The 13,779-nt window shown below is 48.3% G+C and carries 10 protein-coding genes; 1 reads left to right on the top strand and 9 read right to left on the bottom strand.

Going from position 1 to position 13,779, the window contains the following annotated elements; all coding sequences use genetic code 11:
* The first annotated feature begins 142 nt into the window (after positions 1-142).
* On the top strand, positions 143-619 hold the full coding sequence (gene bamJ / locus BTA35_RS02110) for a BamJ family beta-barrel-assembly machinery protein (protein WP_077242768.1): 477 nt from the start codon (positions 143-145) through the stop codon (positions 617-619).
* Between the two features lie 210 nt (positions 620-829).
* On the opposite strand, the gene BTA35_RS02105 is transcribed toward bamJ, so the two are convergent.
* The 9 genes from BTA35_RS02105 to BTA35_RS02065 all read right to left on the bottom strand — a co-directional run bounded on the left by BTA35_RS02105 (position 830) and on the right by BTA35_RS02065 (position 13,193).
* Positions 830-1,879, bottom strand: a complete 1,050-nt coding sequence (locus BTA35_RS02105; RefSeq protein WP_077242767.1) for a helix-turn-helix transcriptional regulator — start codon at positions 1,877-1,879, stop codon at positions 830-832.
* Between the two features lie 130 nt (positions 1,880-2,009).
* Positions 2,010-2,402 (bottom strand): hypothetical protein, encoded by a 393-nt coding sequence (locus BTA35_RS02100; protein ID WP_077242766.1) that lies wholly within the window; start codon positions 2,400-2,402, stop codon positions 2,010-2,012.
* A gap of 77 nt (positions 2,403-2,479) precedes the next feature.
* Positions 2,480-2,779, bottom strand: coding sequence for a hypothetical protein (locus BTA35_RS02095; protein WP_077242765.1), 300 nt, complete (start codon positions 2,777-2,779; stop codon positions 2,480-2,482).
* Entirely contained in the window at positions 2,761-4,656 is a 1,896-nt protein-coding gene (locus BTA35_RS02090) for an acetate and sugar kinases/Hsc70/actin family protein (RefSeq protein ID WP_077242764.1), read from the bottom strand. Before BTA35_RS02090 ends, BTA35_RS02095 begins: the two co-directional genes overlap by 19 nt.
* 15 nt (positions 4,657-4,671) lie before the next feature.
* Positions 4,672-7,509, bottom strand: coding sequence for an Hsp70 family protein (locus tag BTA35_RS02085; protein WP_077242763.1), 2,838 nt, complete (start codon positions 7,507-7,509; stop codon positions 4,672-4,674).
* 65 nt (positions 7,510-7,574) lie between these two features.
* On the bottom strand, positions 7,575-8,339 hold the full coding sequence (locus tag BTA35_RS02080; protein WP_077242762.1) for a hypothetical protein: 765 nt from the start codon (positions 8,337-8,339) through the stop codon (positions 7,575-7,577).
* Entirely contained in the window at positions 8,332-9,252 is a 921-nt protein-coding gene (locus BTA35_RS02075) for a hypothetical protein (RefSeq protein ID WP_077242761.1), read from the bottom strand. Before BTA35_RS02075 ends, BTA35_RS02080 begins: the two co-directional genes overlap by 8 nt.
* Positions 9,253-9,298: 46 nt before the next feature.
* Positions 9,299-9,979 (bottom strand): hypothetical protein, encoded by a 681-nt coding sequence (locus tag BTA35_RS02070; protein WP_077242760.1) that lies wholly within the window; start codon positions 9,977-9,979, stop codon positions 9,299-9,301.
* A 31-nt stretch (positions 9,980-10,010) separates the two neighbouring features.
* The gene (locus BTA35_RS02065) at positions 10,011-13,193 is read right to left on the bottom strand and encodes an ATP-binding protein (protein WP_139363602.1); all 3,183 of its coding nucleotides are present in this window, start codon (positions 13,191-13,193) and stop codon (positions 10,011-10,013) included.
* Between the last annotated feature and the right edge of the window lie 586 nt (positions 13,194-13,779).

The raw sequence follows: 13,779 nt of genomic DNA, 5'->3' as shown, positions 1-13,779 counted from the left end.
GCTTCAGCAGATACTTGCTTTTTTGTCGGTCTACTCTAGCATAAGCAAAATTTTTATGTATATGACAGCCAGAGTTTTGAGGTTTTAGCGATCAAGGCTCTGACTTCTGGTGTTCCATATCCTGATAACAAGGAAACTCTCTGTGACTCGAGTCATTATTATTGCGGTAATTGTCATTATCGCGCTCTTTATCTTTAAACGTCTTACGGATGATCGCAAAAATGTTGCTGAAAATGTTCAGGAAGGGCAGGCTTTTCTGAACAGTAATGCTCAGGAAGAAGATGTCGTAACAACGGATTCAGGCTTGCAGTACAAAGTACTGGAAGCAGGCACAGGTGAGCAGCACCCTGAGGCTACGGATCGGGTTAAAGTACACTACCATGGCACTCTGCTGAATGGCACCGTGTTTGACAGCTCGGTAGATCGTGGCCAGCCGATTGATTTTGGTCTCAATCAGGTGATTCCCGGCTGGACAGAAGGTGTTCAGCTGATGGTTGAAGGTGAAAAGACCCGTTTCTTTATTCCCAGTCAGCTTGCTTATGGTAATCGCTCTGTGGGTCGTATTCCTGCGGGTTCGGTATTGATTTTTGATGTTGAGCTGATTGAAATAAATCCATAGCTTGTTCAATATGGCCTATGTGGTACATCCATACCATGCCGTTTTTGACAACTTGAGCGCATCTCCCATGGAAGGTGTGCTTTATGAGGCATGGTTCCATGCGCCGTTTTGTAGGCCTTGATCTGACTGACCGTTTGCTGGATGAAACTAGCATTTACAGTGCATCCCGCCCAACGAAAAATAAGACCGGCATCAATCCGGTTCTTGGTGCTATATTATGGCAGAACTATTTTCAATGGGGTTACTGATAGGGGAGGTGTTCCGGTCGAGAGCCGTTTGCAGATGATCAATAAAGGTCTTGCGAATACGCACTGGAGACTCAACCTGAACACTCATGCCGTGAGACAGCAGCCAGCGATACAGATCCCAGCTTTCCGGCAACATACAGCTTACCCGGCAGTCACTTCTGAAGTCAGTAGGGGTAATCGCCTCAATCACCTGTTTATCACCAAGGGGCACCTCAGTCAGGCTGCGGGCAACATCAGCAGAGACCTTAAGCTTTAACTGAATCGGTTTCTCGTCCGTCAGAATGCCGAACTGCCCCTCACGGATATACTCATCTAAATCAAAATGATCCGGTATAAATGCATCATCAACCATCGCTTTGGCCGATTTAAAACGGTGCATCGCCATCTGCCGAATATCATCATAACCATCATAAATTGCTAGCAAATAGGTAACCGGCCCTCGAATGACGATACCTAATGGGCTGATTTTGTAAGCTCTGGGCTCTTCAGAGCGTCGAGAATGGTACACAACTTCGCACTGTTGCTGATTGATAATGGCCTGCGAGAAAACAGCCCAAACCGCCTCATCCATCTCCGGGGCTTGCTGTTGAATCCCGAGAGAAATGGCCCGGGTTGTATCCAGCCACTTCTTTAGCTTTGACGGGTGCTTGTTGAGAACTTTATCGGCCTCAACAAAGTAAGGATTAAGGAAAAACTTCAACTGTTGAGGAATAAGCGGCATTAAATGACGCTCAGCCAGCTTAAAGGTTAAGGCTGCCTGATGGTCCATGGAAGGGATTAAAATATGCTGATCTTCACGCAAGGTGTAATACCAATAGTTGGTATTGCCCTCTGAGTCACAGGTCAAAGGGTAAGTAAGAGACAGTTTTTCAAGATCCCGCTGAATCGAACGGCGTGATATTGAAAACCCCTGATCCTTTAGCGTATTTTCAATATCACCCGTGCTGATACCCGGTGCTGTGCGCGGGATTAAACGCAGCATTTCCAGATGACGCAGAACAAGATCTGACATACTCACTCCTTTGAGAAAACATAAGACAGAAAAAGTCAAAATAGAGATACCTTATGAAGCTTAATATTAACTCATAAAACAGAGACTTAGCCTTATTGATGTGTAATTTTTTTTATCTTGTCTGATCGCTTTATTTAGGCTGAATAAATGGCATCTGCTCTGGTCCAATTCGTTCACCGGGTTCGGTTCCCTTCAGGTAGGCTCCCCCTGTTTGCTCATCAAACGCGATCCAGCTGCAAGGTAATGTAGGCTTGCCCCAGGAGGAAACGCACAGATCCACCCAGCGTTTGGGCTTGCCCTGTGTTGGGCGGTAAGGGATAAAACCCTGTTCACGCCACCAATTAACCAGGCCATCGATCTGATGGGGATTCATTGCCCCCATCCGGAACAGATGCCAGTCATGCCAACCGGAAGCATACACCTCTGGATATTTTTGGATAAAACCACGCCAACCACCAGGATACTTGGCCTCAATCGTAGCGATGGGGATAAACAGATCGATAAATTCTTGCTGAACGGACATAACCTCTCCTTTTGTCCTTAAGAATTAAGAATAAAAGAGAGGTTACCGAGAGGGGCGACAAAGGGTGTCGTTGCTCATCAGGTCAGATGTAATAAACGCTGATTATCTCCCTGACCGGCTTCTGCAGCATCGATACTTTCAGCAGTGCAGATCTCTATCTGATCCGGTGCTACAGCCCGCACAAACAAACGCTGTTTATCTGCCAGCTGCGCCAGTTCAAGGGGGATAAAACAGGTCTCATCTGAGCCTGCATCCAGCCCGCCTTCGTTGGCAAGGGGGGACGTGGTGTAAGTCAGATCAAAACGGCCATTACGCACCAGCCCAACCTGTTGCCATTGCTGATACTCTGCATGGCGCTTTAAAGCTGGCTGGAACACCCCGCGACGAATCCGCCCGACATAAAATGCGAAGGGCCTTCACCGTTACTTTGCTGATGAGCATGATTGACCACCTTAACAGCACTGCCTGGCACCAGATCCAACATCCCCAGCGCAACACCGGTTTTGGCCGTGACCTGTTCTGGGTTATTATCAGACATTGAGAGAGGCTGGTATAGTTTAACGCAAACGCCGTTATCGCCTTCCGCTAGAACATCATTTTGCTCTATCTTTTTAGAAAAAAGATTTTGTAGTATTAATGAGTTGCTTGCATTTCCGGCGAGCATGACATGTACTTGCTCTGGCTGATGATTATGCTCTTCAAAAGCTTTATTCATCGCAGCAAAAAACTTATCAACACCGCTTTGCATCCGTTGGGCCAGATAAGCGTTTAGATCTTCATAAGGGATCTCAAGCTCAGCGACGACCTCTTCACCGGAGCGTTTAATTAGCTTGATCTTCTCAATACCTTCGCTGTTTTCCTCGCCCTCTTCCATAAAGGAGCGCAGACGGGCCATTAACAGCTGGCTATTGGTTAATGCCGCCTGAGTGGTGTCGATTAGCATTTCAGAACCGGTAAAGTAACCCCCGTTCACCGGTTTACTGATGGCGATACGGTGCTCCCGCAGGATCTCCTGATTCTGTTGAAATACCCGATAGGCCAGATTTTCCAGCAGGTTTTCACCACCAAGATAAGAGTCACCGGATGCGCCGAAGTGCTCAAACACTACTTCGTAATCGTCATCCTCTTCCTCTTCCTGGTTGGGTTCCCGATAGATACCAAAATCAAAGTCTGTGGTGCCGCCGCCAAAGTCAAACACACCGTAAGTGACGCCCTCTTCGGTGGGTTCAATACCGTGCATCTGCATCGCTGCAACGGCAAAAGCGGCCGGTTCAGAGGCTACTTCGGCCACTTCAAAACGGTTAAAAATATCCTGCTGAATCAGGGTTTCCGGCAGACTGCGCTGTAGGCCCCGTCGGAAAGAGGAAAGAATTTTCTCTTTAATCCGTTGCGGGTAGGTTACTGGAAAGGTCATATAGTAACGCAGAAAAATACCACGCTTGCGCCAGTTAATCGCCAACCCTAAATAATAGGCGTATAGCTCAATGGGATCTAAAGCATCATCAGAACTCACCGACAGCGGCTGACCTTTTACCGGATTTTTCAGTTCTAGGGGTGGCAAAATCAACTCTCGGTTGTTAACCCTATCCTGAATCCGTAGAGGTGCCTCTTTACCTTCCCGCAAGGCCCAGTGTTTTAGGTTAGTCAGAATACTTGCGGTGACGGCTGGGTCACCTTCATTATCCCGTAGGCCTGCCAAAGCTTCATGGGAACAGCGCAGATCGCCCCATTTTATACCGGGTTTATAGGCGCTTTGCTGCCACGGTGGCAGCGCCTTATCCAGATCCACAAACTCCAGCACGGTGGGGTTTTCAAAATGCTCTGCTTCAGCCTTGGCAAAAAAGTCTTTCACACCCACACGGATCAGGCGTTTTTTACCGCCGTCTTTAAAGGCAACAACAGTGCTGCTGGTACCAAAATCAATCGTCACCGGCCAAGGCTGTACATCCTCGGCAGGGTTGCGGCCAAGCAGCCCCGGGTAATCTTCTGGGGCAGTCTGCTGCCAGAACTCCCAAAGCCCTTTATTGGGGTCGGTTAGTTCAGAAGGATCCAGCAACGGCAGCGGCGACAACAGCTTATCCAACTCAAGCAGCGTTTGTTGAGCGGCAGGCTTTTTTTCCGCCTGTTCTTGTGCAGCCCGTCTCTTGGCTATCTGATCTAAAACGTCTACAGTTTTCTTTAGCTGCTTCTTCTCAAGCTGCTTCTTCTCAAGCTGCTGCTTCTCATAAAGCTCGAAGACACTAATAAAAGTCATTTTTTATCCCTTTGTTTAACTCGCCAGACTTAAAATCTGTACGCTGAGGGTATTATCCCGCTGCAGTTTTTCGGCATGTTCGGCAGTGGTGAGTTCGATCTGATCCGGGGCGATGGCTCGGGCAAACACCCGCTCACCGGGTTGTGCATGGGCAAAGCTGAGGGGTTTGTGAATCAGAATCGGATCATTCTGCGGTACCGTGCCGGTATTGGCCATCGGTGACTGAGTGGAGACCAGAGTAAACACACCTTCCCGCACAGGGCCCAGTTCATGCCACTGTCCATAAGCTGCATGACGCTTCAGGCTGGGTTTAAACATACGACGCTTAATGCAGCCCACATAGTGATCGAAAGGCGCTTCGCCTTGGGCAGCAATCACCGCCCGGTTAACCACCTTAACCGGACTGCCTGGGCAAAGATCCAGCAGCCCCAGAGCCACACCGGTTTTGGTGGTAGCCTGATACGGATTGCCTTCGCTTTGGCTGATCGGTGCGTGTACCTGAAAATCGATATCCAGCGCACCAAATAAGCGATCGGTTAATTCTGCCACCTGCTGATGGTAAGGATTTTCACCCGCTTCGCTGTTCTGCTCGCCTTTGTTGCCCTGCTCACCTTTACTGTTCAGACCAAACAAGCTCTGCAACGCCGGTGACAGGCTGGCATTACCCGCCAGAAAGATATGTACTTTTTGCGGCTGCACATCGGCTTCGGTAAAGGCCTTGTGCATAGCGGAGAAGAAGTTAATCACCCCTTTGGCCAGGCGCTGATTGAGGAAGCTTTCCAGCTCATCATAGGGCAGTGTCAGCTCACAACTGATGCTTTCGCCACTGCGGTTGATCAGATTGAGCTTTTCAATACCTTGGCTATTTTGCTCACGGGCTTCCCAGTAGGGGCGCAGGCGACTCATCAGCATCTGAGTATTGGTAAAGGCGGCGCGGGTTTTCTCCAGCAGCATTTCCGAACCGGGAAAATCATCCGCATCCAACGGTTTGGTAAAGGCGATCTTTTTCTCCCGACACAAGGCCTGGTTGGCCTTGAAAACCTCATAAGCCAGATGCTCCAGCAGGTTTTCACCGCCGAGAAATTTATCGCCGGAGGCCCCGAAGTGTTCAAACACCTCTTCGTAGCCTTCATCTTCCTCTTCTGGGCTGGGTTCCCGGTAGAGGCCAAAATCAAAATCTGTGGTGCCACCCCCAAAATCGAATACACCGTAAGCCACACCCTCTTCTGTGGGTTCAATACCAAAATAAGGCAGTGCTGTGGCGGCAAATGCTGCCGGTTCAGAGGCGCGTTCTGTTACCGAGAAATCATTAAAGACCTGCTGGTTAATCAGAGATTCAGGCAGGGAACGCTGCAGCCCTCGGCGGAACGAGGCCAGAATTTTGTCTTTAACCACCTGTGGGTATGCCACCGGGAAAGTCATATAGTATTTTAGAAAGATACCGCGCTGACGCCAGTTGATAGTCAACCCCAGAAACCAGGCATACAGCTCAATGGGGTCAAACGGGTCCTGATTACTGACCTGCAACGCCTGCCCTTTGGTGGGGTTACGCAGGGTTAGCGGCTCCAGCTCTTTCTCAAACTGATTGACCTGATCGCTGATGCGCACCGCAATATCCCGTGCCTCGCGCAGGGCCCAGTGTTTGATTTTGGCCAGTACACTGGTGGTGATACTGAGATCGCCTTCGTTATCCCGCAGCCGGGACAGCGCCTCGTGGGAGCAGCGTACATCTCCCCACTTCACCTTGGGCCGATAGGCGGTGCTCTGCCAGGGCTGCAGGGTTTTTGGCAGATCAACAAATTCCAGAACCGTAGGATTCTCAAAGTGGCTGGCTTCCGGCTCGCTGAAATGGTCTTTTACCCCGATACGCAGCAGTTTTTTCTGACCATGCTCCTGATAAGCCACTACGGTACTGCTGGTGCCAAAATCGATAGCGATGGGCCAGTCTTTTACATCCAGCGCGGGATTACGGGGGCGAATCTGGAATTTCTGCAGCAGGTTAGCGTCAGCACCGTGCAGCTCCCACAGGCCTTTATCCTGATCGGAAATCTGGTTTTGTTCCAACTTGGGAAGTGTGGTTGATGTACTGTCGAGATTAGCGAAATATTGACCAAAACCCAGATAAGGCATTTGCCAGGGGCTCTGTTTACAAGCAGCGATCACATCAGCCCAATATGGGTCATTACGATTACGAGAGAGGGCTTGCTTCCACTTTTCGCCAATAGAGTTCAAAGAGGAATGAATCAACCAGCCTTGATTCAGGCTTTGCATTACTAAGTGCTCAACAGAAATCTGATTGCAGGCTATGAGATGGCCAGTTCCAGGAGCAGGACTCCATAAACCCGGCTCAAAATCCATATCCACCATACCCTCTTCAGTAGCCCAATACTCACTGGCAGCAACAAAACTGTAGTTGTGTCCAGAGCGCAGTAACTGTCCAGAGTTGACATGAAGAGCCCTTAATTGCTGCAGCGTTGGCACTTGCCAGTTTTCTAAGCCGAACTTACTGATTGCTTTTGCACGATGTCGCGCGGCTGAGCGTTTATAATCTGCAATCAAGTCATACTGCACATCCCATAACAGACCTGCAGTTACATCAAACAGCGCTAACTCATCTGTATTAGGATCAGCAACAAAATAGTAACGCTGCTGCTCTTTTAGCTTCTGAATAACCTTTTGAAACTCCTGTTCGACAGAGCGCTTAATATCCAGCTGAATACCCGGGTCTAACTGTTGCCATTGACTCGGTTCTATCTTTTGCCACTTCAGATACAGATTGAAGGCATCTGGTAGAGAGTTTGAATTGTTGCTGTTTGCTTGATCTGATGATGCCTGCTTATTAGGGGAAGCCATCGCTCAATCCTTGACTGTTTATCAAAAAAATTAAAATGCGTGTTATAGAAAAAGTTAGAATGCGGTCAAGTGCGTACCAGAGGTTTTTTCTGCAGTTTACCGGCGGCGTTGGTCAGCCCCGGCAGCCATACGGCGTTAATCTGCTCGCCTTGTGGCGTCGCTCGGGTGTGTAGCTGATGATCAAAGGCGATACCTGTTTCCGGCTGGCTGAGCTTGGCGGAGCGGGAGCGCAGTGTCAGATTATAAAAACTAAGAGCGGCTTCTAAAATTGACAGCTCATCTGCCGATGCCGGGCGCTGATCGGTTTTGCAGCGACTGGCCAAACGATCCCATAACTCCTGTACCTGATCCCACTGACTGAGGGTGGCGATCAAGCGGATAAGCGTCTGCCCCTGAGTGTCATCCGGGTGTAGCCAAAGATCAGAAAAATCAGCATCCTGCTCAACCTGATTCAGAAGATTTAGTGCCGGTTGCAGTTCATCCAACAGAGGATTCTGGGGTTCTGGTTCTGGTTCTGGTTCTGGTTCTGGCGCGAGGCTCACTTCAGGTGAAGCGACAGGCGGGGTTTGAATCTCATCAGTCTCAGCATCGGATGCATAAACATCGGATGCGGTTTTTTCTGATGGGGTAGTTGCAGCGTTAGCACTAACTGCAGTCGTAGGCTGAACCTGTTCATCGCCCAAGACCACCTGGCGCAACAGAGCCTGCAGTTTGGGGTCGCGTTCGATCAGAATCAAAAGATCCAGATAATTAAGATCCTTAGGAAAGGCCTTGTCTATATCTGTTATCTGCTTGTAGCGCTTTGCGATATCCTTTTCACTTTTAGACACAGGCTTCATCCTCAAAGAAAAATTGCATTTCAGGTCTGACCGTAAACTGTCGGGGCAACTGACGGCAGAGCTGCCTCAGCTCCTCTTTCTGGCTGCTGTGCAGCACCTGAATCCGTTTTTTCAGGGTCTGAATAACCGCATCGGTGGGTTCATGTACCGGGGATCGAATCTGAGGGACTTCAGTGGTTCCGGCCAGCAGTGCCAAATCGCTGGGGCTGATAGAGCTCCAGAAATTTTTATAGAGGGCAGGCAGCAGAGTTGTCAGCTGCATCATGGTCAGTTCACCACTGACTAAGGCATCGCTGCGACGTTTTAGTGCCTCCATATCGCCTTGGGTCACCTGCAGCGCTTGCTCTTTTTCCTGAAGTTGTTGTTTCAGCTGTTGTTCGCTGTTGGTCAGTTGCTTAATCCGTTGCTGCAGGTCTTTCAGCTGGACCTGGGCATTCTGTAACTCTTCAGACAACTCCTGATCGGATATGCTGTCGACTTGCGCTTCCGCTTCTGGCACCGACACCAGCTCCGGCAGAATATATTGCTGTAACCAGTCCGCATCGGCACTGGCCGGTGGCAAGGTGCCGGAGCGCTCTGCTAACCAGCTTAGGCGGATCAGCTGACACTGCTGGGCCTGCGCCTGCTGCAGCGGTTCAAGCAATTCACTTTGGGCAAAAAGTCCGAGGCGATCACTGAGCACAAAAACAGAACAAGCGGCTAGGCCGCTGCTTCGGTTATGAAAATCAGTTATCTCGTCCAGTGCTTTCTGCCAGCAATCATTACCGGTAGCTGGAAGGGATAGCTCGCCCCGCGGCTTGAAAAGTTGCCAGCTCTCAGGTTTGTCTGGAGTTTGCATAAAGGTAAACAGCTGACGCTGGTGCTCAGCCAGCACCAGCGTTGTTTGTAGGTTTTGATCCGTCATGGTTATTCCTGTTCCGTTTAACAATTGAGAAGGCAACGACTTTTAATCAGGCTACGGGCTCTTTATCTTTCAGTTCAGAAAGTTTTTCGTAGACCCCTTCGCCATCCAATGACGGATCACTCTCTTTGATCAGAGTAAATACTTCGCCACGCAGCTCTCGGTTTTCAACCGCTGACAGCTTGTTGTCAAAATAGTCAGCAATCTTTTCAAAATCAGTATCCTGCGCCAGCATATCGACTACTTTCTCAGCATTAAAGACATCCGGCGACAGGACAACTAAGCGTAGAATATGTCCAGACTCACCGTCTGCCATATCCATTTTCTCTTCGATACCCTTAAGGCCCAACACAATACCGCTTGCGGTAGTAACGATCTTTTCCAGCACCGTTTTCGGACTTTTTTCCGGATCCAGTTCAAAGTTACGGATTTCTTCAAGATATTCGTTATAAGTTTGATCATTAGGTGTGTAATCAATCCCTTTATCTTTCGCTTGAATATGTCGATCACCCATTTCCATGACATCTTCACCGGACTTAAATACCTCTAGTCTCTGTGCAACCGTGCTGATAACATTACCCACAGGGCCAATATAGGACAGCCCTTTACGGATTAGAGGCTCTAAGGTAGACGCAACAGAACTTAGGCCACTACCAATACTACTACACACACTACCCACGGCGCTCACCGCACTACTGATAGCATTACCCATTGATGACCAGAATCCCATGTAATTCTCCTAAAATGTATTAGTTATTGAATTAATTAAAAAGCACTAAGAAATCATCTTTAATCTGTGTTTTCTGTTCACGGCTTAAAGAAGCTTCTTCTATGTTAATCTCACTTAGCAGCGTTAATACTGTTGCGATAACCCCATCTGGCACACTCTGCAACACGCTATCTTCCAGTAAAGCTTCAAGACACTGATAAACCGATTCGGTATCACTTTGTGGGTTAAACCGTGCCAACTGTATTGAAAAGCTATCCAAGACTTTTCTAACGTTGGCCAGTAACTTATCGGTATCTTTAGCCACTTTTTTACCGGTTAAGCCAGCTGCACAACGGTAGGCCAAACGTAATAAACGCCCGCCTTTATATTGCACTTCTGTCAGTTGCTCCGCAGAGGTCACCAGGCCAGTCGCCATCAGTTGTGGGAAGAGTTGTTCTCTTTGCAGCCAGGTTTGCCGCATACCGAGTACCTTAAGTGCGTCCTCTGCCAGAGGAGTGCCGTCTGTTTCCGTTAGTTCTTCAATTTGAGCTCGAACCGGTGCATGCCAACCACCGCAGTAAACAACAGTTTCACCGGCTTGGAGTAGCGGTAAAAAATCTTTCTGTTCATCATTTAAATTCATGGTGTCACCGATGGCATTTCGGTCATCGGCAGCAAAGAGGCGGTGGACAATTTTCGTATGAGTATTTTTTAATACATCGGAGATTAGCTTATTGGGAATCTGATCAGCAATAATCAGACCTTCACCGTATTTACGAACCTCGGCCAACATATTGGCAAACATCTCTACCCCCATCTTTTTGGCATCGGCCTCACCGGGCTCCGGTTTGGACAGCAGACGGTGCGCCTCTTCAATCAGAGTCAGGTGCTGAAACGCGGGATCTTTGGCATGACGGTGCTTCATACACTCGGCCAGACGGGTGACAATTAACCCCATCAGCAGAGCTTTGTCCTGTTCGCTTTTCTGCTCTTCCAGCTCGATCACCACCCGCTTATCCAGCAGGGCATCAAAGTTGATCGATCGACGGGTATTAAGCATCTGACCTTTGATGCCCTGTGTCAGGTTGGTCAGGCGGGCAACCAGAGAGCCCCGGTATTTCTCTTCAAACTCCTGCCCCATACCTTTGGATTTAATCAGGTCATCCAGTTGCGCGATCATCTCGGAGAAAGTGGGCCAACAGCAGCCTTGCAGGGAGTCATCCCAGGGGTTGTCGTAAAAGAGGTTATCACCGGTGCTTAAGTCCCAACCTTTATCCACATAGGCGGCAATAATCGCCTCTTCCACCAGCTGCGGCATGGCGGCTTCCATCGGGTAGACAGTGGTCAGGGTTGAGGTCAGCACACTGATATGCCCGGCCAGATTCTGTCTGGGATGGACCAGCTCAAAAGGGTTCAGCCGGAAGGGTGTAATCTCTTCGCGACCCGGCAGGTAGTACTCTACATTCAGATTACGTTCATGCAGGGCGCGGTACTCTGTTTTGGCCGGTTCAATTACCATAAAAGGCAGGCCAGAGCTTTCCAGTAGCTGCATACAGGTTGTGGTTTTACCGGAACCGGTTACCCCGGTAACAAAAACGTGTTTGTTCAGATCCTGCTTACTAAGTTGCAGCGGGCTGGCTTTTAACAGACGACCATGATGCACAATATGGCCAATGCTGAGTGCCAGATCTTTTACCGGTAGCGTGTTCACGGCGAAATTAACACTTTTTCGCAGTACAATCCCCGGTAACTCTTTGGTGGGTATACCCGTGTACAGGGCGAGCTCCTTGGTATTAAGCCAAGTGGCCATATCCAGCTGCCCAGATTTACGGGCTGGAATGCTATTAACCAACAAAGATGCTTTACTGATAACTTGTCTAGGCATTATTACATGTAATTGTAGAATATCACCTAATTGACGAACATTTTCAGCCAGTTTGAAGACTTTCAAAGGGGTAGCTGTAGCCTGACTACCCTGAAAGATAGAACGCACGCTCTCTCTCAATATTTGGAAGCTGCGCTTATCTGGCGCACTCAGATACACAGCGGTACGGAACATACCTTTGCTACGTCCAAGCCGAAAACGCTCGATCACCTGCTCACTCAAATGTTTTTGCAGCTCTTCAATACTTTTATTAACTCGTTCTTGGGTAAAAGATATCCCTTGGCTGTGACTTGTGCCTTCCATATCTGATGAATTATTGGACCAATTTTTACCGCCGGATTCACTTTTGGTCTCACCTGTTGAGAAACTGGTACTACTACCACCTGTTTTTCCATCCGTTGTGCCTTTATTGGTAGAGGTGCTTTTATTGGTAGAAGTGGAAGTGCCTTTATTGATAGAGATAGAGCTGCCTTCAGTAGTGGAGCTGGAGCTTCCCTTATTGATTGAGTTAGACGTACCTTTGCCGGCGGAAGCAGGGGCGGAGGTAGCTTTATTAGTAGAGGAGGAAGTGCCTCTATTAGTGGAATAGGAGGTGCCTTTATTTGTGGATGTACTCGTAGTCTCTGAACTACCTGAACTCTGCCCTATATTCTCACTTTTGGTTAGGCTCCAACCTTCATTTTCAGACTTACTTTCATTTGTATTTTTAGAGTTACTCCAGCCAGTATTATCTCCTTCCGTTGTACCCTCCGTTCGACTGGTAGACGTACCCTTATTCTCTGTCTTTTGAATGGAGCGCTTGGCCATTTCAGACAGATTGGTGGACAGATCATAAACCTGGTTCAGAATCTCTTTGATCTCATCGTCAGAGCCGGATTCTGCAATTACCAACATTTGCCAGTACCCTCCAGTCAATGAGTTCACCAAACGCTCAACACCCTGTACATCCTCTTGATTTGCTTCCTGCGCCTGCTCATTAAATGAAGGAACACCCTGAACAACACCTAAATAACGGCTTTGACTCATCATCTCTTGGAAAGACGTGTCTCCTTGGACTTTTTCCAGCTGTACTCCAGGAAAATTACCCTTTAGAGCGCCTTCAAGTAGCTTGGAAGCTTCATAGGTAATAGCTGAATCCTGGCTAACAACACCAATATACAGCTCAATACCTTCAGGTGTGCCATTCAGCAGGTACGCCAACGATGCTGCAGAATCATTTAAAATTGAAAGTACATTAGCCATCGCAAGGCGGTACCCTTCAGCTTTATCTTCACTGATTTCTGAAATACGGAAAAAACGATACTCCAGTTGCTCTGCAGGAATAAGAGGTTTGACTTGTGGTTTATTCAAAACAGGCATATCCCAAGACTGAGTGATATCTTGAATACTTCTTTCTAGTTCCTGATTTTTATTTTCTATTATTAAAGAGGAGTCCATTATCATTCCTTTAAACGGTGGCTATCTGAAAGGGGGCGGCGGATTTACGATACCATATTGTGTAATACCCCCTCCATGCAGACACTCTGTCTTTGTGGTAATAGACAACGTTCATCGGGCTGTCTATGACATAGACTAACAACGCCGGACGACATCATGTGTCGCATAAGCGATTAGCCTTGGGAATGGGAAGCGACTATTGCGGATAAAACAACCAAAACGAGGAGTAGCTTATGCCTGTGAAACCGGAACCTTATAAACGCATCTGCCCAAACTGTAGATGGAGCCAGGTGGTTGCTCCAATGTCTGATGTGATCATATCGCCAATGGAAATGCCTCAATACAACTGTCCCGAGTGTAGCTCGGCTACCATCAAGAAGCCTTTGAATATTTGGGATGAATTTAAGTTACTTACAAAAATTAAGCCTTTTTAAAACAGCAGTTACCGGTGTTGTAATCTCCCTAAAGTAGCGGCGCTTAAAAAGTAGGGTTTTTCGTA

It is taken from the genome of Oceanospirillum linum (assembly GCF_001995095.2).
GTDB classification, from domain to species: domain Bacteria; phylum Pseudomonadota; class Gammaproteobacteria; order Pseudomonadales; family Halomonadaceae; genus Oceanospirillum; species Oceanospirillum linum.
This window is presented reverse-complemented; position numbering and strand designations above follow the sequence as displayed.